The organism is Methylocella sp. (assembly GCF_041905455.1).
Taxonomy (GTDB): Bacteria; Pseudomonadota; Alphaproteobacteria; order Rhizobiales; family Beijerinckiaceae; genus Methylocapsa.
The window spans coordinates 233,711-253,874 of record NZ_JAYRLA010000001.1; the positions used below are offsets into that span (position 1 = coordinate 233,711).

The 20,164-nt window shown below is 71.1% G+C and carries 26 protein-coding genes; 18 read left to right on the forward strand and 8 right to left on the reverse strand.

The genetic code is table 11. The features are described 5' to 3' along the window. The first annotated feature begins 24 nt into the window (after positions 1-24). The 5 genes from ACE3OG_RS01085 (at position 25) to ACE3OG_RS01105 (ending at position 2,427) form a co-directional block, all read left to right on the forward strand. On the forward strand, positions 25-483 hold the full coding sequence (locus ACE3OG_RS01085; RefSeq protein ID WP_374305230.1) for a flagellar biosynthesis protein FlgJ: 459 nt from the start codon (positions 25-27) through the stop codon (positions 481-483). A 3-nt stretch (positions 484-486) separates the two neighbouring features. Beyond that, a complete protein-coding gene (locus tag ACE3OG_RS01090) occupies positions 487-903 on the forward strand; it encodes a hypothetical protein (protein WP_374305232.1) in 417 nt (138 codons plus the stop codon). Then, a complete protein-coding gene (locus ACE3OG_RS01095) occupies positions 900-1,343 on the forward strand; it encodes a hypothetical protein (RefSeq protein ID WP_374305233.1) in 444 nt (147 codons plus the stop codon). Before ACE3OG_RS01090 ends, ACE3OG_RS01095 begins: the two co-directional genes overlap by 4 nt. 69 nt (positions 1,344-1,412) lie before the next feature. Next, positions 1,413-1,886, forward strand: coding sequence for a hypothetical protein (locus ACE3OG_RS01100; protein WP_374305235.1), 474 nt, complete (start codon positions 1,413-1,415; stop codon positions 1,884-1,886). Between the two features lie 61 nt (positions 1,887-1,947). Beyond that, positions 1,948-2,427: a hypothetical protein gene (locus tag ACE3OG_RS01105; protein ID WP_374305237.1), complete on the forward strand. Its 480-nt coding sequence runs from the start codon at positions 1,948-1,950 to the stop codon at positions 2,425-2,427. Positions 2,428-2,431: 4 nt separating this feature from the next. Here ACE3OG_RS01105 and ACE3OG_RS01110 read toward each other — a convergent pair whose 3' ends face one another. Next, a complete protein-coding gene (locus ACE3OG_RS01110) occupies positions 2,432-2,881 on the reverse strand; it encodes a hypothetical protein (RefSeq protein WP_374305239.1) in 450 nt (149 codons plus the stop codon). Between the two features lie 235 nt (positions 2,882-3,116). Between ACE3OG_RS01110 and modA the strand changes: the two genes are divergently transcribed. From modA to ACE3OG_RS01135, 5 genes are all read left to right on the forward strand, one after another. Beyond that, positions 3,117-3,908, forward strand: coding sequence for a molybdate ABC transporter substrate-binding protein (gene modA, locus ACE3OG_RS01115; RefSeq protein ID WP_374305241.1), 792 nt, complete (start codon positions 3,117-3,119; stop codon positions 3,906-3,908). 49 nt (positions 3,909-3,957) lie between these two features. Further along, on the forward strand, positions 3,958-4,653 hold the full coding sequence (modB, locus tag ACE3OG_RS01120) for a molybdate ABC transporter permease subunit (protein ID WP_374305243.1): 696 nt from the start codon (positions 3,958-3,960) through the stop codon (positions 4,651-4,653). A gap of 4 nt (positions 4,654-4,657) precedes the next feature. Beyond that, on the forward strand, positions 4,658-5,740 hold the full coding sequence (gene modC / locus ACE3OG_RS01125; RefSeq protein ID WP_374305245.1) for a molybdenum ABC transporter ATP-binding protein: 1,083 nt from the start codon (positions 4,658-4,660) through the stop codon (positions 5,738-5,740). Positions 5,741-5,838: 98 nt separating this feature from the next. After that, positions 5,839-6,585, forward strand: coding sequence for an SDR family NAD(P)-dependent oxidoreductase (locus tag ACE3OG_RS01130; RefSeq protein WP_374305247.1), 747 nt, complete (start codon positions 5,839-5,841; stop codon positions 6,583-6,585). Positions 6,586-6,592: 7 nt separating this feature from the next. Continuing rightward, on the forward strand, positions 6,593-6,907 hold the full coding sequence (locus ACE3OG_RS01135; protein ID WP_374305249.1) for an ArsR/SmtB family transcription factor: 315 nt from the start codon (positions 6,593-6,595) through the stop codon (positions 6,905-6,907). Here the strand turns inward: ACE3OG_RS01135 and ACE3OG_RS01140 are convergent. The 5 genes from ACE3OG_RS01140 to ACE3OG_RS01160 are packed head-to-tail and all read right to left on the reverse strand — an operon-like array spanning position 6,892 to position 11,266. Further along, positions 6,892-7,608, reverse strand: coding sequence for an ABC transporter ATP-binding protein (locus tag ACE3OG_RS01140; RefSeq protein WP_374305251.1), 717 nt, complete (start codon positions 7,606-7,608; stop codon positions 6,892-6,894). The two genes, ACE3OG_RS01135 and ACE3OG_RS01140, sit on opposite strands and share 16 nt — an antisense overlap. Then, entirely contained in the window at positions 7,605-8,399 is a 795-nt protein-coding gene (locus ACE3OG_RS01145; protein WP_374305253.1) for an ABC transporter ATP-binding protein, read from the reverse strand. The genes ACE3OG_RS01140 and ACE3OG_RS01145 overlap by 4 nt, the downstream gene beginning before the upstream one ends. Beyond that, complete coding sequence (locus ACE3OG_RS01150; protein ID WP_374305255.1) at positions 8,396-9,244, reverse strand: branched-chain amino acid ABC transporter permease; 849 nt, start codon at positions 9,242-9,244, stop codon at positions 8,396-8,398. Before ACE3OG_RS01150 ends, ACE3OG_RS01145 begins: the two co-directional genes overlap by 4 nt. Positions 9,245-9,248: 4 nt before the next feature. Beyond that, positions 9,249-10,127, reverse strand: a complete 879-nt coding sequence (locus ACE3OG_RS01155; protein ID WP_374305257.1) for a branched-chain amino acid ABC transporter permease — start codon at positions 10,125-10,127, stop codon at positions 9,249-9,251. Between the two features lie 5 nt (positions 10,128-10,132). After that, positions 10,133-11,266 (reverse strand): ABC transporter substrate-binding protein, encoded by a 1,134-nt coding sequence (locus ACE3OG_RS01160; protein ID WP_374305259.1) that lies wholly within the window; start codon positions 11,264-11,266, stop codon positions 10,133-10,135. A 216-nt stretch (positions 11,267-11,482) separates the two neighbouring features. Here ACE3OG_RS01160 and ACE3OG_RS01165 point away from each other — a divergent pair, with 216 nt between their 5' ends. From ACE3OG_RS01165 to ACE3OG_RS01180, 4 genes are all read left to right on the forward strand, one after another. Further along, positions 11,483-12,103, forward strand: coding sequence for a hypothetical protein (locus tag ACE3OG_RS01165; protein ID WP_374305261.1), 621 nt, complete (start codon positions 11,483-11,485; stop codon positions 12,101-12,103). A gap of 105 nt (positions 12,104-12,208) precedes the next feature. After that, the gene (locus ACE3OG_RS01170; protein WP_374305263.1) at positions 12,209-13,030 is read left to right on the forward strand and encodes a 3'(2'),5'-bisphosphate nucleotidase CysQ; all 822 of its coding nucleotides are present in this window, start codon (positions 12,209-12,211) and stop codon (positions 13,028-13,030) included. Positions 13,031-13,124: 94 nt separating this feature from the next. After that, positions 13,125-13,388 (forward strand): DUF4170 domain-containing protein, encoded by a 264-nt coding sequence (locus ACE3OG_RS01175; RefSeq protein ID WP_374305265.1) that lies wholly within the window; start codon positions 13,125-13,127, stop codon positions 13,386-13,388. 44 nt (positions 13,389-13,432) lie between these two features. Further along, positions 13,433-14,809 carry a 3-deoxy-D-manno-octulosonic acid transferase gene (locus ACE3OG_RS01180; RefSeq protein WP_374305267.1) on the forward strand — a complete coding sequence of 459 codons (1,377 nt, stop codon included), beginning with the start codon at positions 13,433-13,435 and terminating at the stop codon, positions 14,807-14,809. Positions 14,810-14,845: 36 nt separating this feature from the next. Here ACE3OG_RS01180 and ACE3OG_RS01185 read toward each other — a convergent pair whose 3' ends face one another. Continuing rightward, entirely contained in the window at positions 14,846-15,070 is a 225-nt protein-coding gene (locus ACE3OG_RS01185; RefSeq protein WP_374305269.1) for a DUF2093 domain-containing protein, read from the reverse strand. Positions 15,071-15,226: 156 nt separating this feature from the next. Between ACE3OG_RS01185 and ACE3OG_RS01190 the strand changes: the two genes are divergently transcribed. The 4 genes from ACE3OG_RS01190 (at position 15,227) to ACE3OG_RS01205 (ending at position 19,491) form a co-directional block, all read left to right on the forward strand. Then, on the forward strand, positions 15,227-15,994 hold the full coding sequence (locus ACE3OG_RS01190) for an alpha/beta fold hydrolase (protein WP_374305271.1): 768 nt from the start codon (positions 15,227-15,229) through the stop codon (positions 15,992-15,994). An 83-nt stretch (positions 15,995-16,077) separates the two neighbouring features. Next, entirely contained in the window at positions 16,078-16,473 is a 396-nt protein-coding gene (locus ACE3OG_RS01195) for a DUF3126 family protein (RefSeq protein WP_374305273.1), read from the forward strand. 36 nt (positions 16,474-16,509) lie between these two features. Next, positions 16,510-17,037, forward strand: a complete 528-nt coding sequence (locus ACE3OG_RS01200) for a gamma carbonic anhydrase family protein (RefSeq protein ID WP_374305275.1) — start codon at positions 16,510-16,512, stop codon at positions 17,035-17,037. Positions 17,038-17,133: 96 nt separating this feature from the next. Then, on the forward strand, positions 17,134-19,491 hold the full coding sequence (locus tag ACE3OG_RS01205; protein ID WP_374305277.1) for an RND family transporter: 2,358 nt from the start codon (positions 17,134-17,136) through the stop codon (positions 19,489-19,491). Between the two features lie 48 nt (positions 19,492-19,539). On the opposite strand, the gene ACE3OG_RS01210 is transcribed toward ACE3OG_RS01205, so the two are convergent. Continuing rightward, entirely contained in the window at positions 19,540-20,055 is a 516-nt protein-coding gene (locus ACE3OG_RS01210) for a hypothetical protein (RefSeq protein WP_374305279.1), read from the reverse strand. Positions 20,056-20,164: the final 109 nt, after the last annotated feature.

Here is a 20,164-nt window from a genome sequence, read left to right on the forward strand (position 1 = left end):
AGCAGCGCAATAGCGGAGAGCCTCATGTCGATCGCGCCGCCGTCTGACATTCTGATGGACGTCGCGCAGGCGGCCGACCCCCGTGCGGCGATGGCCGCGGCGGAGCGGCTGCGCCGCCCACAGGCCGCGGCCGGGGCCAGTGAAAGCTTCGCGCGGAGCCTCGCCGCGAGCGTCGCGCCGCGCCCCGCGCCGAACTTCTCCTGGCCGGTCCATGCGCGGGCGGCGGCGGAGCCGCAGTCCGCGGCGACGAAAGCGGCGAAGGGGCTCGAGGAATTCTTTTTGAAGAGCGTCGTCGAGACCATGCTGCCGCGCGGCGAGGCCGCGTTCGGCGCGGGCGCGGCGGGCGACGCCTGGCGTTCGATGCTCGCCGACCAGCTCGCGCATCAGCTTGGCGGATCGATCGACCTTGTGATCGCGCGGCAGGCTGGCGCGCGGCTCGCGGCGCAGGGCCGCGCGGCGGCCGGCGGCGGCAAGGAGGGCTGAAAAATGACGGAAGGGCGCGATGGCGGCGAGGCCGCGCAGGTTGAGACGGCCGGCGGACTGAGCGCTGCGGAGCCGTTCTTTCGCGCGCTCGAGCGGCTCGAAGGCGTCGTCGACGACGAGACGCGCGCGCTTCAGCGCAACGACCTGAGCCGGATCGGCGACTTCAACCGCGCCAAGAACGTCGGGCTTCTCGAGCTCAGCCGCGCGCTGGCGCTCGTTCGCGGCCGCGCGCAGTTCGACGACGAGGCGCGGCCGGCCCTGGCGCGGCTGCGCGAGGCGCTGGCGCGCAACCTTTCCGCCGCCGACACGCTGCTGCAGGCGGTGCGCCAGGTCGCCGCGATTATCGCGCGGGCGATCGACGAGCATGAATCCGACGGCACCTACGCCGCCCCGCGCGCGCGCAAAGGCGCGGCCGGATGATCAGGACGTTCGCCAGCTGCGCATGGATGATCGTCGTCGCGCTGGCGTCGACCTACGCCGGCGCGACATGGCGGTTCGGCGCGCACGAGACGAAGGCCGCGGCGCCCGAGCATCTGCAGCGCCACAAGACCGAGGCGGTGAGCGTTCCGATCATCGCCGACGGCGCGGTCGCCGGCTATGTCGTCGCGCAATTCGTCTACGTGGTCGACGGCGAGGCGCTGAAGGCGCTGTCGACGCCGCCGGACGCCTTCATCACCGACGAGGCCTTCCGCAAGCTCTACGTCGACAAGATCGATTTCTCCCGTCTCGAAAAATATGACCTCGCCGCGCTGACGCAGACGCTGCGGGAGAAAGTGAACCACAGGCTCGGGGCAGAGGTGGTGCGCGACATACTGGTCGAGCAGTTCACCTACGTCCCGAAGGCGGACATGCCGCATTGACGTCGACCGGCGCCGGCGGAGCCTCTCCGCGTGAAAAGGCGTCCGGCCCAGGCTCGGGGAGCGTGTGAAATGGCGTTTGAACGACTGACATGGGTCGGCTTCATGATCGTCGCCGCAGGATGGGCGCTGCTGTTCTCGGCGCCGCATCTTGGCGGCGGCGCCGCGGATTTGGCGGCGGCGCGCGCGACGATCGACTTCTCGGCGGTCGCGCAGAGCCTGATCGTCTGCGGGCTCGGCATCGCCGTCATCGGCGCGCTGCAGACCGGGTTCGGCGCGCTGAACAAATTCTTCGAGACGGTCGCGCTGCGCGCTCAGCAGGGCCGCGGCGGCGCTGCGTCCGGGCCTGCCTCGGGCGGGCCGGGGCGCGGCGTGGCGCGCCAGAAAGCGCCCGCGCCGCAAGGCCCGACGCGCCGCGTGCTCGAGCGCGGCTGGGTGAAGGACCGCGCCTATGTGCAATTCGCCGACGGCAGCGTCGAGGTCGACACGATGCTCGGCCGGCGCCTTTTTCCTTCGCTCAAGGACGCGCAGGAATTCATCGCGTGACTTCGTCCGGCCGCCGCGCGGCGCGGGCGCCGGGCGGTCCTCTCGCTTCAGGAGACGTAGCATGAGCCATGAAGGGCGCGCCTTCCTTCCCGCGCGGACGCAGACGTCCGCCGCGCGGGCGCGCGTCGCCGGCGCGAGGCTCGACCGGGCGCTCGCCGCGGCGGGCGTCGCGGCGGCGGCGGCCTCGACGCTCTTCGCCGGAGCCATGATGTCGCGCGACAACAGCCGCCCGACCTTCGGCGGGATCGAGCATCTGATGATTTTCGCGCAGCCGATCGGCGGGCCGGCGGCGCGGGACGCGCGGGCGGCCGGAGTCGATCCCGACGCGACCGGCTCGATCGCGCCGCGAGCCCTGGGCGCGAAGGCCTATGTGCTGCGCCACGCCGCCGGGACGGGGCTTGTCGCGGAAGGTCCGAAAGGCCGCTTTGACGTGCGCCCCGGCGCGGAGCTGCCCGGCGCCGGGGCGGTGCTCGCCGTCGAGAACCGCAACGGCCGCTGGCGCGTCGAGACGGAGCGCGGCGTGATCCTCGAGGACGAATGAACGTTCAGTCCCTGACCGCGTAGCGCCCTTCGCGCAGCGCCGTCAGGTCGAGCGCGCCGATCCGCAGCGGCGCGGCCGGCGGCGGGAAGGCGAGCCCGAGCTCACGGTCCGAGCGCCATGCGAGCCTCGCCTCGACCAGCCGCTCCGGCCGATCCTGATAGAGCCGGTAGGCGCAGGCCCTGGGCGGGGCGGCGAGGACCCGCACGCGGGCCCCGAGCTCCGACTCGTCGTAGATCAGGCAGTCGGCGAGAAAGCCGTTGCCGGCGTCGAGCAGCTTGCCCGAGCGCAGCCGCGTGCGGCGGCGCGGGCGCGCCCGCCGTTCCTGACGCCGCCCGCCCGGCGCGTCGACGACGCGATAGGCGAAGCCGGCGTCCGCCGCGAAGACGCCGGCGCCTTCGACCCTGACCGCCTCGAACGCGCGTCCCGGCGCTGCGTCGTCCCGCATGCCTTTCATTCGCCCGCTCCTTCCGACTTCGGCCGCCGAAGACTGAGCGTAGCGCGCCGCGCCGCGCCGGCCATGACCCAGCTGGATCATGACGGCGAGCGGCGTCGGGCGGCGCAAGCGATATTGCGGCGTTCGCGGCTCTTGCCTCAAAGCTGTGTTTCATGAAATACGTCAGCGACGTCGGCGCGCCTTCGCCGGCCGCTCGTCCGATTTTCTCGCATCCTCGATTTTCAAGGAGTCTCGAATGGCCGGGATCACGCGTCGCGCCGTCCTCGCGCTTGCGGCTGGTGTGGCGCTCCTCTGCGCAGGGCTCGCGCCGGCCGGAGCGCAGGCGCCCGCGCTCAACATCTTCGCGGCCGCCAGCATGAAGACCGCGCTCGACGCCATCGCCGCCGCCTGGACGGCCAAGGGAGAGCCGGCGCCGGCCATCGTCTACGGCTCCTCGGCGACGCTCGCCAAGCAGATCGAGCAGGGCGCGCCGGCCGACGTGTTCATCTCCGCCGACCTCAAATGGATGGACTATCTCGACGCCGCCAGGCTCCTGAAGCCCGGCACGCGGCGCAGCATCCTCGGCAATGAGCTCGTGCTGATCGAGCCGGCCGACCACAACGTCGCGCTCAAGATCGAAAAGGGCTTCGATCTCGCCGGCGCCGCGGGCCCCGGCGGCAAGATCGCCGTCTGCACCATCGCCTCCTGTCCCGGCGGCGTCTACGCCAAGGAGGCGCTGACCTCGCTCGGCGTGTTCGACAAGGTCGAGCCGAAGCTCGCCCAGGCGGACAATATCCGCGCCGCGCTCACCCTCGTCGCCCGCGGCGAGGCGCCTTTCGGGATCGTCTACGCGACCGACGCCAAATCGGAGCCGAAGGTGCGCGTCGTCGGCGTCTTTCCCGCCGCCACGCACAGCCCCATCGTCTATCCGGCGGCCGTGATCGAAGGCTCGAAGAATCCCGAGGCGGCGAATTTCATCGCCTTCCTGTCCTCGCAGGCGGCGACGAAGATCCTCGTCGACCAGGGCTTCTCGATCCTCGCGAAATGATCGCCGGCCGGCGCGCCGCACGGCCGCCGCGCGTCCGCCGGGAGGCGCCATGCTCGACCTCACCGACAATGAGCTGACGGCGATCATGCTGTCTCTGCGCATCGGCGTGGTCGCGACTGTGGCGAGCCTGCCGTTCGCCATTCTCACCGCCTACGCCCTCGCGCGCTGGAAGTTTCCCGGCAAGACACTGTTCAACGGCCTCGTTCATCTGCCGCTCGTCATGCCGCCGGTGGTCACCGGCTTCATCCTGCTCATCCTGTTCGGGCGGCGCGGCGTCTTCGGACCCTTTCTCGCCAGCGTCGGGATCGTGTTCTCGTTCCGCTGGACGGGCGCGGCGCTCGCCTGCGCGGTCATGGGCTTCCCCCTGATGGTGCGCGCGATGCGCCTCTCCTTCGAGAGCATCGACCGCAGGCTCGAGCTCGCCTCCGGCACGCTCGGCGCGAGCAGGGCGTGGACCTTCGCCCTGATCTCGCTGCCGCTGGCGACGCCCGGGATCATCGTCGGCTGCATCCTCGGCTTCGCCCGCGCGCTCGGCGAGTTCGGCGCGACGATCACCTTCGTCTCCAACATACCCGGCGAGACGCAGACCATCTCGGCGGCGATCTACACGCTGACGCAGGTTCCGGGCGGCGACGCCGGCGCGATGCGCCTCACCGCCATCGCCGTCGCCATCGCCCTCCTCGCGCTGATGGCGTCGGAAGTCGTCCAGCGCTACGCCGAGCGGCGCGTCGGCATGATCGACTGAGCCCATGCTCGACGTCGACGTGAAGCTCGATCTCGGCGCGTTCAGGCTCGACGTCGCCTTCGACGAGGGGGCGGGGATCACCGCCCTGTTCGGCCCGTCGGGCTGCGGCAAATCGCTGACCCTTTCGATGATCGCCGGCCTCATGAAGCCGCAGCAGGGCTTCATCCGGCTCGACGGCGAGCCGCTCGTCGACGTCGAAAAAGGGATCTTCGTTCCCCCGCACAGGCGCCGCATCGGCGTGGTGTTCCAGGAGGCGAACCTGTTCCCGCACCTCAGCGTGCGGCGCAACCTGCTGTTCGGACGCTGGTTCGCGCCAAGGCGCGAGCGCGAGATCGACTTCGACGCCGTGGTCGAGACGCTCGGCCTCGGCAAGCTGCTGCAGAGACGCCCGGGGCGGCTTTCGGGCGGCGAGCGCCAGCGCGTCGGCATCGGCCGCGCGCTGCTGTCCTGCCCGCGGCTTCTCCTGTTCGACGAGCCGCTCGCCGCGCTCGACATGGCGCGCAAGCTCGAGATCATGCCGCTCATCGAACGCATCCGCGACGACTTCAGGATTCCGATGGTCTATGTCTCGCACGCGGTCGAGGAGGTCGTGCGGCTCGCCGACCGCGTCGTCGTGCTGCAGGCCGGCAGGGTCAGGTCGATCGGCGAGCCCAACGCCGTGTTCGGCGGCGGGACGCAGGCGCTCGACGACCGCTTCGAGCAGTCGAGCGCCCTCGACGTCGTGGTGAGCGACGTCGACGAGGCCTATGGCCTCGTCGCCCTGAAGCATTCGTCCGGCGTGATCTGGACGACGGCCGCCGCCGGGCCGCCAGGCCGCAGGCTGCGCGTCGTCGTGCGCGCCAACGACGTGGTGCTGTCCAACGCCGAACTCGTCGGCGTCAGCCCGCGCAACATGCTGACAGGTTCGGTCAAGGCGATCGACGTCAAGGGTCCGCTCGCTCTCGCCAGCGTCGCGCTCGACGGCGGCGAGGAGCTCGCCGCGCTGGTGACCCGCAAGGCCGTCGACGAATTGGGCCTCAAGCCCGGCGCGCGGGTCTTCGCGCTGCTCAAGACGACGGCCCTTGACGATCGGCTGACCGCCGGCTGAATCCTGTGGGGGCTATTGAACTTCGTTCGCGCCGTCCCAGATCTGGACGGCTATCATTCGATAGTTGCAAAAATATAAAACGATCTGGAGCATTTATAATGGGCAGGCTCGCTGGAAAAACGGCGCTGGTCACAGGCGCCTCCAAAGGGATCGGGGCCGCGATCGCGCGGCGCTTCGCCGAGGAAGGCGCGGCGGTCGTGGTCAATTACGCGTCGAGCCGCGAGGGCGCCGAGCGCGTCGTCGCCGACATCAAGGCGAAGGGCGGCAGGGCGGTCGCCGCGCAGGGCGACGTCGGCAAGGCGGCGGACGTCGAGAAGATTTTCGCGCAGGCCAAGGCGGCTTTCGGCAAGGTCGACATTCTCGTCAACAACGCCGGAGTCTATAAATTCGCTCCGCTCGAAGAGGTCGAGGAAGCGGAGCTTCGCCGCCAGTTCGACATCAATGTGTTCGGCCTGATCCTGGCGACCAAGGCGGCGGCGGCGCAGTTCGGCGACGGCGGCGTCGTCCTCAACGTCAGCTCGGCGATCACCGAGCTTGAGCCGCCGCAATCGACGATCTACACGGCCACCAAGGCGGCGGTCGACGCCGTGACGCATGTGCTCTCGAAGGAGCTCGGGCCGCGCGGGATCAGGGTCAACGCGCTCAATCCCGGCGTCGTCGAGACCGAGGGGACGCACACGGCCGGCGTCATCGGCTCGGAGTTCGAGACGGGAGCGGTGGCCCAGACGCCGCTCGGCCGCGTCGGCCAGCCGTCGGAGGTCGCCGACGTGGCGCTGTTCCTCGTCTCCGACGACGCCCGCTGGGTCACCGGCGAGACGCTGCTGGCGTCCGGCGGCCTGCGATAGGACTGTGATGTCGAACGACGCGCTCATGGACGTCGACGAGGCGCTGACCATCGCGAGGGCGCTCGGCGACAGGACGCGCTTTGAAATCCTGTCGCGCCTTGCGGCGCGGCGGGAGCCGCTCGCCTGCCTCGAGCTGCGCGAAAGCCTGAAGATCAACGCCGCCACCCTGTCGCACCACATGAAGGAGCTCGAGGCGGCGGGCCTGATCGAAAGCGCGCATGCGGGCAGGTGCGTCAATTACGTCCTGCGCCGCGACGCCCTCGAGCGCTTCGCGGCGGGGCTGCGCGAGGCTTTCGTCGGCGCCGGTCAGCCGCCGAGATAGGCGGCGGAGACCGCGTCATGGCCGAGCAGCTCGGCCCCGGTCCCTTCGAGCGCGACGCGCCCGGACTCCAGCACATAGGCGCGGTCGCAGAGCGCCAGCGCCGCATGGGCGTTCTGCTCGACGAGCAGGATCGAGCGCCCCTCCGCGCGCAGGGGCGCGAGCAGGTTGAAAATCTCCTGCGCCATCAGCGGGGCGAGGCCCATCGAAGGCTCGTCGAGCAGAAGAATCTTCGGCTCCGCCATCAGCGCCCGCGCCATGGCGAGCATCTGCTGCTCGCCGCCCGAGAGATAGCCGGCCTGTTGCGTCAGCCTCTCCCTGAGGCGCGGGAAGCGGGCGAGCGCGGCCTCGCGACGGCGGCGGATTTCGGCGCGCGAGGGCGCGAGATAGGCGCCGGCGAGAAGATTGTCGGCGACGCTCATCTCGCCGAACACCTGCCGCCCCTCCGGCGCATGGGCCATGCCGCGCGCGGCGATCGCATGGGCGGGCAGGCCAGCGATCTCCTCGCCGTCGAGCCGGACGGAGCCGGCGCCGGGGCGCAGGAGCCCGCAGAGCGCGCGCAGAAGCGTCGTCTTGCCGGCGCCGTTGGCGCCGATCAGGCAGACGATCTCGCCGCGGCCGACGTCGAGGTCGACGCCCTTGACGATGTCGCCCGCGCCGTAGCCCGCCTTGAGGCCGCGCGCCTCAAGAACCGCGCCGCTCACGGCGCGGCCCGCGCCGGCGCGGCCTCGCCGACGCCGAGATAGGCTTCGAGCACGCAGGGCTCGCGTCGCGCCGCCTCGGGCGAACCCTCGAAAATCCTGCGGCCGAAGTTCAGCACGGCGACCTTTTCGCACAGGCGCATGACGAGGCTCATGTCATGCTCGACCAGCAGCAGCGCGATTCCCCGCGCGCGGATCTCGCCGAGGAGCCGGCCGAGCGCGGCGGTCTCGGCCGGGTTCATCCCCGCCGCCGGCTCGTCGAGCAGCAGGAGCTTTGGGCGCGAGGCGAGCGCGCGGGCGATTTCGAGCCGCCGGCGCTCGCCGTAGGAGAGCTCGCCGGCGCGCCGAAGCTCGACGCCGGAGAGGCCGACGAAATCAAGGAGGGCGCGCGCCTCCTCGAGCGCGGCGCGCTCCTCCCGCCGAAAGCGCGGGCCGCGCGCGAGGATGGCGAGCGGCGAGGCGCGAAGGCGCGCGTGCATGCCGGTGAGCACGGTTTCGAGCGCGCTCATTTCGGCGAAAAGGCGCAGGTTCTGGAAGGTGCGCGCAAGGCCGAGCGCGGCGCGCGCGGAGGGCTTGAGCCCCTCGATCCGCGTGCCGCAAAACCTGATCTCGCCGGCCTGCGGCCGGGCGAAGCCGGAGACGAGGTTGAACAGGCTGGTCTTGCCGGCGCCGTTCGGGCCGATCAGCGCGTCGAGGGCGCGCGGGGCGACGGCGAGGTCGACGCCTTCGAGCGCGCTCAACCCGCCGTAGCGCAGCGTCAGGCCGCGGACTTCGAGGACAGGCACCTCGCTCACGGGCGCGCCCCGAGACGGGGCATGCGCCAGGCGAGCAGGCCGTGCGGCATGAACAGGACGGCGATCACGATGATGAGGCCGTTGACCGCCATGCGCGCCTCGGCGAGCGGGCGCAGGATCTCCGGCAAAAGGGTGAGGATGAGCGCGCCGAGGAGCGGGGCGAAGGGCGAGCCGATCCCGCCGAGCAGCGCGTAGCTCAAGATGGCGACGGCCGCGTCGAAGCCGTAGTCGTTCGGGCCGATGAAGGCGGTGGCGTGAGCGTTGAGCGCGCCGGCGAGCCCGGCGAGCATGGCCGAGGCGACGAGCGCGCCGAGCTTGTAGCGCGCGAGGTCGACGCCGCTCGCCGCCGCCGCCGCCTCGTCCTGGCGGATGGCGTCCATGGCGCGGCCGACGCGCGAGCGCGAGAGGAGGACGATGGCCGTCAGCGCCGCCGCGAGGCAGCCGTAGATGAGTGCGAAGCCCGCTCGCTCGGGAATGCCGGAAAGGCCGAGCGCGCCGCCGGCGAAATCCGACTGGATGAGGAAGATGCGGAAGATTTCGCCGAGCCCGATGGTCGCCAGCGCGAGATAGACGCCGGACAGGCGCAGCGTCGGCAGGCCGACGACGATCGCCGCCAGCGCCGGAATCCCCATGGCGGCGAGAAGGACGAGCGGGAAGGGGAGGGAGGCGTGCAGGCTGAGCAGCGCCGAGGCGTAGGCGCCGAGCCCCATGAAGGCCGCCTGGCCGAGCGAGAGCTGGCCGACCGCCAGCACGACATAGACGCTGAGCGCGAGCAGGCCGTTGACGCCGAGCGCGGCGATCAGGCTCTGATAGGTCCACAGGAAATCGTCGAGCCAGACGGGCATCGCGTCAGGCCCGTCTGACCGCGGCGCGGCCGAACAGGCCTTGCGGGCGCGCCCACAGCGTAAGCACGAGCAGCAGGAAGCCGACGGCGTCCTTGTAGAGCGATGAGACGTAGCCCGCCGTCAGCGCCTCGGCGAGGCCGATCGCAAGGCCGGCGACGAGCGCGCCGGCGACGTCGCCAAGCCCGCCGAGGATGATGACGGCGAAGCCTTTCAGCGCCATCGCCTCGCCCATGTAGGGGGTTATGGCGTTGTATTCGAGACCGATCAGCACGCCCGAGACGCCGGCGGCCGCCCCGCACAAAAAGGACGTGCGCCGCATGATCGCGCCGGTGTCCATGCCCATCAGCTCGGCGGCCTGACGGTTTTCGGCCATGGCGCGCATGGCGAGCCCGGTCTTCGTCGCGCGCAGGACGAGGACGAGGCCGAGCGCCAGCGCGCCGGCCGTGGCGAGGATGACGATCTGGATCGGCGTGAGGCTGACCGGGCCGAGCGCGAAAGGGGCGGCGTCGGCGACGCCCGGCGGAAAGCGCCTTATGTCCGAGCCGAGCAGGGCGGTCGCGCCGGAATAGAGGAACAGCGTCGCGCCGAGCGTGACCATCAGCGAGGCGAGCTCGGGCGCCTCGCGCGCGCGAAGCCGCGCCAGGAGGGCGAAGTCGAGAACCGCCGCGATCGCTCCCGTCGCGAGCGCCGCGGCGGGCAGGGCGAGGGCGAGCGGCGCGCCGGCCTCGACGGCGAACAGCGCGAGATAGGCGCCGCAGGAGAAATAGAAGCCGTAGGTCAGGTTGACGAGCCGCAGCACGCCGAACATCAGGGTGAAGCCCAGCGCGAACAGCGCATAGGCCGCGCCGGCGACGAGCCCGTTGACGATCTGCTGCGCCAGCATCGCGGCTACTTGAGGATGGCGAACTTGCCGCCGCGCGCCTCGAGCACGAGCACGCCCGAGGCGATCGCCGGGCTGCGGCTCGGATCGAAAGCGAAGGAGCCGGTGACGCCCTCGATCTTCACGTTCTGCAGCGCCTGGCGGATGGCGTCTCCCGTAAGGTCGGGGGCGGCGGCGAGCGCGGCGGCGACGATCTTCAGCGTGTCGTAGGCCTGCGCCGCGAACTGGTCGGGGTCGGCGCCGTATTTCTCGCGGTAAGCCTTGATGAAGGCGACGTTGAGCGCGTCCTCCTTGCCGACGAACCACGGGCTGCCGACGAGCAGCCCGTCGGCGGCGGGGCCGGCGATGGACAGCACCGTCGGCGAATTCATGCCGTTGCCGCCGATGAAGCGCACGCTCTCGGGAAAGCCCAGCGCCTTCTTGGCCAGCAGGATTCCGGCGCCGGCGTCGGCGAGCGCGGAGACGACGACCGCGTCAGGCGCGAGGCTCTTGACCTTGGTGAGCTGCGCCGAAAAATCGGCGTCCTTGGCGCCGAAGGTCTCCGTCGCGACGACCTCGATTCCGAGCTTTTCGAGCGCGGCCTTCATCACGTCGTAGGCGGATTTGGTGAAGGCGTCGTCGCGCCCGTAGAGCACCGCGACCCGCTTGACGCCGAGCCCGTCGCGCGCCGCGCGCAGCGTGACTGGAATGACGTCGGCCTCGGGCAGCGAGGTGCGGAAGACGAACGGGCCGATGTCGGTGATCCCGATCGCCGTCGTCGAGGTGCCGACGATCGGCACGCCGCGCTGGTTGGCGATGGGCCCGACGGCGAACATCTCGGTCGAGAGCGTCGGCCCCAGGATGAGGGCGACCTTCGCGCGGCCGATGAGCTGGCGGGCGGCGTTGATCGCCTGCTCCTTCGAGCCGGTGGAATCCTCGTAGGCGAGCTCGAGCGGACGGCCGCGCACGCCGCCGGCCCGGTTGACCTCCTCGAGCGCGAGGTCGAAGCCCTGCCTGATGGCTGATCCATATTTGGCGTTGGGTCCGCTCAGGATCTCGATCGCGCCGATCTTGATCGGCTCCTGCGCGCGCGCCGTGGTCGCGCCGAGAAGAAGGGCGAGGAGGACGAAAAGGCGCGTGACTGACATGCGCGGAATGGACATGCGCGGACCTGTCTTGGACAAATCTGATTTGGGCGGCGGCTTTGCGGAGCGAAGGCGAGAACGCCGACCGGTCTAAACCTAAGGCCGCCGAATTCCTAGAGCGCGGCGCGCGGCCGGAACCTGGCCCGCCCGGCCGACGTTGACCGGGGCGAAAACAAAATTCCGGGGCGATCCGTCCGCAAGGCGTCGCCCGGCCCGCCATTCGTGGAGATCGTCATGACCAGTCTACGCGCCCTCGGCGGCGCCGTCTTTCTGTCCGGCGCCCTGATCGCCGCCGCGCCGAGCGCCACGCTCGCGCAGGGATTCCGCGGCGGCGGTTTCCACGGCGGCTTTCACGGAGGGAGCTTCCACGGCGGAGGCTTTCACGGCGGCTGGGGCGGCGGCTGGCGCGGCGGCGGGTGGAACGGCGGCTGGGCCAACCGTGGCTGGAACGGCGGCTGGCGGGCCGCCGGCTGGCGTAACCCGGGCTGGCGCGGCGGCTGGAACGGCGGCTGGCATAACGGCTGGAACCGCTGGGCCGGCTGGCGACGCGGCTGGGGCTGGAACTACGGTCCGAGCTGGGGCTGGGGATGGGGCGGCGGCCTCGCCGGCCTTGGCCTCGGCTACGGGCTCGCCAACGATTGGGGCTGGGACGGCTGGGGCGCGCCCTACGACTCTTACGCTTATGTGGCGCCCGCCGCGCCGCTCGTGACCGGGCGCAGCGTCGCGACCGGGGCGATCGGCAATTTCTGCACGACGCCCGTGCGCACCTGCCAGCTCATCAACGCCTCCTATGTGGGCGGCGGCTGCTCGTGCCGCGTCGCCGGCGGCCGGGCGCGCGGCTCGGTCACGCCCTAGCCGCAGGGCTTCAAGTCTCCGGCCGGAGAAATGCTTGTGCGGGTCCGCGCGGCGCCTTAATCGAAACGTTTGGCCCGCGCGGTCCCGCCCTGCCCGAGAAGGTTCTTGACGCCGCTTTCATACGCCGACGATGTGGTCGCCTCTTTTGGAGAGGCCGTTTGGCGCGCGGGCGACATCGCGCTGCGCTATTTCAATGTCGGGCGACGCACCAGCGCGGCCGTCTTTCACAAGGAAGGCGGCTCGCCCGTCACCGAGGCCGACCATCTCGTCGACGCCTTCCTCAAGACGCGCCTTGAGGAGATCTTCCCGGAAGCCGGCTGGCTCTCGGAGGAGACGGAAGACTCGCGCGAGCGGCTGCGCCGCCGCGACGTGCTGGTCGTCGATCCGATCGACGGCACGCGCGCCTTTTCTCTAGGCGAGAAGACCTGGGCGGTCGCGGCCGCGCTGGTGCGCGACGGCCGCCCGGTGATGGGGATCGTCCATGCGCCGGCGCTCGGCCAGACCTATGTCGGCGTGCGCGGCGCGGGCGCCCGCCTCAACGGCGCGCCGATCCATGTCTCGTCCCGCGCGGCGGTCGACGCCGGCTCGCGCGTCGGGGCGCCCATCTTCCTCGCCGAGGAGCTGCGCCTCGCCGGCCTCCACTTCTCGCTGCAGCCCCGCGTGCCCTCGCTCGCCATGCGCATCGCCTATGTGGCCTCGGGCGCGCTCGACGCCGGCTTCGCGTCGGAGAACTCCAACGACTGGGACATCGCCGCGGCCGACCTGATCCTCGAGGAGGCGGGAGGGCGGCTCGCGAGCTTCGACGGGCGTCCGCTGGTCTACAACCGCGCCGAGACGCGGCATGGCGTGCTGGCGGCGGCGCCGGCGCGGATCTATCCGCAGGTCAACGACGCGCTGCGCCGCGCGTTCGGCTATTCGAAATCGTGAGGGCCGCGGCGCGCCGCTTGCATGGAGCGGGAAATACGCATACGCCTGCGCCTGAAGCCTCGTCCAAAAGCCTCAGCAAAGAGCTTGATCGACCATGAAACGTGCGCCCGCGCCGCCCAAGAAGCAGCTTCTTCACTTCGTTTTCGGCGGCGAACTCACGGAGCTTGGCGCGACGGAGTTCAAGAATCTCGACGAGATCGAGATCGTCGGCCTGTTTCCCGACCATGCTTCGGCCGTCGCCGCCTGGCGCGCCAAGGCGCAGGCCTCGGTCGACAACGCGCAAATGCGCTATTTCGTGGCGCATCTCCATCGCCTCCTCGATCCCGAGGAGCATGAGGAGGAAGGCGACAGGGAGTAAAGCGCCGGGCGCCCGGCGCCCGGCGCGCGGGCCGCGGCGCGTCCATGTCCAGCGACCGCCTTTCCGGCGCGGCCGCCGGCTGGTTGGCGCCAATATCGCTCTATCGGGCCCTGGGCGAAGCGCTCAGCGTCTTCGCTCCGGCGCTGCTGCGCGCGCGGGGCTGGCTGCGCGGCTCGAAAGCCGGCGCCCTTGAGCGGCGCCGCGCGGGCGAGCGGCTCGCCATAGCGTCCGCGCCGCGCCCGCATGGGCGCCTCGCCTGGATCGCCGCGCGCGCCGCCGCCGACCTCGAGGCGCTGATCCCGGTCGTCGACCGGCTCGGCGCCGCCGGCTTCCATGTGCTCGCCACGACCCGCGACGAAGGAGAGGCCGCGCCGCATTTGCCGCCGCGGGCGCTGCATCAGTACGCGCCGCTCGACGCGCCGCGCTTTTGCGCCGCCTTCCTGTCGTTCTGGCGCCCGGACGTCGCGATCTTCGCCGGCGGCGAGCGTCCGCCCGCGCTCGTCTGCGAAGCGCGACGGCGGGGCGTTCCGCTCGCCGCGGTCGACGCGCGCCTGTCGGGCCGGACGGCTGCGGTCCTCGCGCGCGCGCCGCGCTTCGCCCGCGCGTTCTTTTCCGGCTTCGAGCCGTGCCTTGCGCACGCCGAGCCCGACGCCGGGCGGCTGCGCCGCGCGGGCGCGCCGGACGCGCGCTGGGTGGGCGATCCGCTTTACGACGTCTCGCCTGAGCCGGCCGACGCCGCCGCGCTCGGCCGGCTCGGCGCGCGCATCGGCGCGCGGCCCGCCTGGTGCGCCTTCGTCGGCGGCCTCGCCGAGGGCGAGCTCGTCATAGAAGCGCAGCGCGAGATCTGCGCGGCGCTGCCCGGCGCCGTCCTTCTGCTCGTTCCCCGCCGTCCCGCCCTGGCGCAGCCGCTCGCCCGTCGCGCGGGCGGGCGCGGGCTCGACGCGCAGATCGTCGGCGCCGACGACGAGGGTCCGGCGCCTGACGTCCTCGTCGCCCCCGGAGCGGGCTCGGGAACTGCGCTGCGCGCCGCGCCCGTCGCTTATCTCGGCGGTCTCGGCGCGTCGGCCGCGCCATGGATCGGTCTGTGGGGAGAACCGGAAGGGCGGGGCGCGCAAAGCCCGGTCGGCGCCGCCAAGCTGCAATGCGTCATCGTCCACGGGCCGCGCGTCGGCGCCTACGCCGGGGCTTACGACGCGCTCGACGAGGCCGGCGCCGCGGCCTGCGTCGCCGACGTCGGCGAGCTCGCCGCGGAAATCGTCGAAGCCCTGGGGGACGCGGCGACGGCGCGCGCGCGCGGGCGCGCCGCGGCGCAGGAGACCGAGCGCCGCTCGGGCGCCTCGACGCAGATCATGCACGCCCTCTCGCCGATCCTCGCCCAGGTCTTCCTGCGTCCCGACGTCGACGACGAGGAGGGAGCGTGAGCCCGCGCCGCCGCCTCGCATCGGATCGAGACGCGCTCAGCCGCCTTCGGCGAGCTTGTTGAGGCGCATGAGCTTGGCCTGCGGGCCGGCGTAGGGCTCCTGCAGGTCGACGTTCCAGTAACGCAGGTCCTCAACCCGGATCGGCGCGCCTGTCGCCGCGCAGCGCACGAAGGCGCCCGGCCGCAGGATGCGGAACTCGCCGTCGAGATACTCGATCTCGGCCTCGCCCGCCGTCATCGGACGCCGTTCATAGCGGTTCATCAATTCGGTCGTCCAGATACTGTAAAAAGACCGTCATCATAGCGCGCGCGGGACGCCGACGCCAGTTCGGCGCGCGGGCGAAAATTCAAGATAGCGCTTTCAAATCCTTGCGCGGCCCGCCTATGTTCGGCCAAGCTTCAGCGGCGCGGAGGAGTCATGCAGGAACTGGCCGATGGCGGCGCGCGCATCGCCTTCGTCGACGAGGCGCCCGTCGGGTTCGACCGGCGCGAGCCTGTCATCCTGATCCATGGCTTCGCCTCGAACCATGCGGTCAACTGGTTCTTCCCGCAATGGGTCAAGACGCTCACGGAGGACGGGCGGCGGGTCGTCGCCTTCGACAACCGCGGCCATGGCCGCAGCGAAAAATTCTACCTGCCGCAGGACTATGACGTGCGCCGGATGGCGCACGACTGCCTGCGCCTGATCGACCGGCTGGGGATCGAGAAGCCGGACCTCATGGGCTATTCGATGGGCGCGCGCATCGCCGCCTTCTTCGCCCACGCCTGGCCCGATCGGACGCGCTCGCTCATCCTCGGCGGCCTCGGCCATCACCTCATCGACGGGGCGGGGCTGCCGCTCGGCGTCGCCGACGCGATGGAGGCGCCTTCGGCCGACGGCCTTGCGACGGAGAACCAGCGCATGTTCCGCCTCTTCGCCGAGGCGACCAAGAGCGATTTGCGCGCGATGGCCGCCTGCATCCGCGGCGCGCGCCGGCCGCTGACCGAGGCCGAAGCGGGCGAGATCGTCGCGCCGACGCTCGTCGTCGCCGGCTCGCTCGACGACGTTGCAGGCGATCCGAAGCGGCTCGCGGCGCTGTTTCCCAACGGGCGGGCGCTCGAGATCGCCGGGCGCGACCACAACCGCACGGTCGGCGATCCGGCCTACAAGAAGGCGGTTTTGACATTCCTGGCCGAGCGGCCGTAAACCGGTCGCGACGCGGCGGGAATCAGCGTCGCGATCGACAGAAAGACCGTCTGGAGACGCCCGGACGGTCCGGGAGGGCCGCCTTGGACAAGACCGAATTGCATAAGCTGCAGGGCTTTCTGCGCGACGCCTTCAGCAACGACGGCGTCAAGGTCGTGCAGGGCAAGCGCAACCCCGACGACGCCGACGTGCTGTTCGGCCAGCGCCAGATCGGCTCGATCACCGTCGACGACGAGGACGGCGACCGCTCCTTCGCCTTCGCCATGCCGATCCCGGTCGAGCGGCCGATCCTTCAGGATTACCTGCGCCGCCTGTTCGAGAGCGACAAGCTGAGGATCGTCGCGCGCGCGAAGAAGACCGATTCCGTCGAGCTCAACAAGGGCGACGACTTTCTCGGGGTCATCTCCGCCGACGACCCCAAGGGGCGCAGCTTCACGTTGCAGATGGCCATCCTCGACCTCGACCTCGACGCCTTCTGAGCTCCCGACCACACGACCGGACGAAAGACCGCGCTCATGCCGCTTTACGCCATCGACGGAATCGAGCCGAGCCTGCCGCCGCTGGGCGAATTCTGGATCGCGCCGGACGCCCAGGTGATCGGCCGGGTGCGGCTCGGGGCGCTGGCGTCGGTCTGGTTCGGCGCCGTGCTGCGCGGCGACGGCGAGGAGATCGCGGTCGGGGAAAGCACGAACGTGCAGGACCATTGCGTCCTGCACACCGATCCGGGCTGGCCCGTCGCCATCGGCGCCGGCTGCACCATCGGGCATCGCGTCATCCTGCATGGCTGCCGCATCGGCGACAACAGCCTCATCGGCATGGGCTCGACGATCCTCAACGGCGCGCGCATCGGCTCGAACTGCCTCGTCGGCGCCAACGCCCTCGTGACGGAAGGCAAGAGCTTTCCCGACAATTCGCTGATCGTCGGCTCGCCGGCCAAGGTTCTGCGCCAGCTCGACGAGATCGACGTGGCCCGCCTGAAGGCCTCCGCCGGACGCTACGTCGCCAACTGGCGGCGCTACGCCAAGGGGCTGGTTCCCCTGTGAAGGCCGCCGGCCGCGCGAGGCGCGGCGGCGCGCGTTGAAACGTCACGCTCCGCCGCTAGTTTCGCATGCGGGACTTGACGCGGGATTTGGGCGCTTATGGACGCGAAGAATACGCCGGGCGCCGTGGACCTCGCCGCTCCGCCGCCCGTCGCGGGATCCTCCCTTGCGCTCGGGATCGAGCGGATCGGCCTGCTGCCGCTGCGCCATCCGCTGCTCGTCGGACTGATCGCGCTCCTGCTCGCGCTTGGCGCGGGATTCGGCCTGCCGCGGCTCAAAGTCGACGATTCGCTGAGCCAGCTCTTCCGCTCCGACACGGCCGAATTCCGTCAGTTCGAGGAGACGACGCGCCGATTTCCCTCGGCGGAATACGACGTCCTCGCCGTTATAGAGGGCGACGGGCTGCTGACGCGCGACGCGCTCTCGCGGCTGCGCGACTTCGTCACCGACGCGCAGCTCATCGACGGCGTGCGCGGCGTGATCTCGCTTTATTCCGCGCGCGAGCCCGAGCCCGGCGGCGGCTCGCCCGGCCCGCTGTTCCCCGACCCGCTGCCGGAGGGCGAGGCGTTCGACAGGCTCGTCGCGCGAGCGCAGGCCAATGAAATCCTGCGCGGCAAGCTCCTGTCGCAGGACGGTCGCCTCACTCTCGTCGTGCTCGCTCTCGATCCGCAGGCGGTCGAGGCCGGGAGCCTCAAGAGCGCGGTGGAGGAGATCCGCCATGTCATGACTCAGGCCTTCGAGGGAAGCGGCCTCTCGGCGCGCCTGTCCGGCGTCCCCGTCATGCAGCTCGAGATCCGCGAGGCGGTGGAGCGCGACCGGATCGTCTACAACGCCGCGGGCTTTCTCGCCGGCTGCCTCATCGCCATCGCGTTCTTCAGGCGCGCGTCCTTCATGGTCGTGGCGGCGGGGCCGCCGCTCGCCGCCATCCTGCTCGCGCTCGGCGCGCTGGGCTGGCTCGGCTTCCGCCTCAACATGTTTCTCAACGTGATGACGCCGCTCATCATGGTCATCAGCTTCGCCGACTCGATGCAGCTGACCTTCGCCGCGCGCGACAGGCTGCTCGCCGGGCGCGGCCGCCTCGAGGCGCTGCGCGAGGCGGTGCTGATCGCCGGCCCCGCCTGCGTGCTGACCCACGCCACGGCGGCGCTTTCGTTCCTCGCGCTGATCTTCTCGTCCTCCGAGGCGATCCGCCGCTTCGGCGAGGCCGGGCTGCTCGCCACCGGCGTCGCCCTGTTCGCGGTGCTCATGCTGCTGCCGCTGCTCGGCGCGCTGCTGCTGCGCGACGAGGCGGAGCTCGCGCGCTCCGGCCGCGGCGGCGACTTCGGCGTCGAGGCGCTGCGCCGGGTCTGCTTCTGGATCGCCGCGCGCATGGTCCGCCGTCCCGGCCTCTACAGCGTGGTGGGCCTTGCAGTCGTGGCGGCGCTCGCCGCCGTCTTCGCCGGCCTTGAGCCGCGCTACCGCCTCGCCGACCAGGTTCCCGACAAGGAGCAGGCGGTGTCGGCGAGCGGCGCGCTCGACGCCAGGCTCGCGGGCGCGAACCCCATCGACGTGCTCATCGTCTTTCCGCCCGGCGCCTCGCTCTACGCGCCGCAGACGCTCGAAGTGATCGACGCCGTCCATACGGCGCTCGAGACGCAGCCCGGCGTCGGCAACGTCTGGTCGATCGACACGCTGCGCCGCTGGCTGCGCGACAAGCTCGGCGACTCCGACGTCGCCACGCTGCGCAAATACGTCGGCCGGCTGCCCGAGCATCTCACGCGCCGCTTCGTGGCCGCGGACGGGGCGTCGGCGCTCGTCACGGGGCGCGTGCCGGACGCCGACGCGAGCCGCCTCCTGCCGCTCGTCGAGGCGCTCGACCGCAAGCTCGACGCGGTCCGCGCGGCCCACCCCGGCTATGAGATCGCGGTGACCGGACTTTCGGCGATCGCCGCGCGCAATTCGGCCAGCATGATCGGCAAGCTGGCGGCGGGGCTGACCTTCGAGTTCTTCTTCGTCGCCGCCTTCATCGGCCTCGCCTTCCGCTCCGCGCGCATCGGGCTCGCCTGCGTTCCGCCGGGGATCTTTCCCGTGGTCGCATCGGGAGCGCTGCTGGCGGCGACCGGGCAGGGGCTTCAGTTCGCGAGCGTCGTCGCCCTCACCGTGTCCTTCGGCCTCGGCCTCTCGGCGACGATCCACTTCCTCAACAGGCTGAGGCTCGCGACGCGGGCGGGCGCCGACTACGCGCTCGCCGTGGAGCAGGCGACCGTGCTCGTCGGACCGGCGCTGATCCTGACCTCGATCGTGCTCGCCTGCGGCCTCGCGGTGACGGTCGTCTCGGACCTTCCCTCGCTGCGGCTGTTCGGCTGGCTGAGCGCCTTCTCCATGCTGGCGGCGCTCGTCGCCGATCTGTTCATCCTGCGCCCGCTGGTGATGGTCCTGCATCGCGGCCGACGCACGCCGTCCGGGAGCCGCCCCTGAGCCGCTCCCGGCCGAAACTTTCCTTCGGGCGTAAGACGCGGGGCGGCCTTAGCCCTTGCGCAGCGTTATGGCGACGTCGGTGACGTCCGAGCCGCCGGTCGGGCGGATCGAGATCGACTGCTGGGCGCCCTTGAAGCGCACGTCGAGCCCGGCGGAGAAGCCGGCGCCGTCGACGCGCGCGAGAATCGCCGAATTCGTGGCGCCGCCGGAGATCACGCCGCGCGCGTGGCGCGTCTGCTCGCTCCAGTCGCCGGTCACGGCGCCGTTGTTGACCTGGATGTTGCCGGCGATCTCGAGGCGATAGCTGTCGCTCGCGCAGCGCAGGCTCTGGTTGAGCGCGTTGCCGGCGTCGTTGACGGCGTAGGTCGCGCGGCAGCGGATGCGCTCGCTCGTCCCGTTCTTCATGGTGATGGTGCCGGCGCCGGTCCAGTAGCCGGACAGGCTCGCGAAAGGCCCGGCGGCCAGCGCACTGGCCGGAAGCGCGGAAATCGACAGCGCGGCTGCGGGAAGCCCGAGGGCGAAAGCGAGGGCGAGGGCGCGTCCCGGGCGGTTCAACGACGTCATGCCATCCTCTTGCATGTGCTTCTAACAAGTTGATTTATAGGCCGGTTTCGCAAACGAGGCTTTAAGGGTCCCGATGCGGGCCGCAATTCGGGAGCGCGCTTGGCTGAAA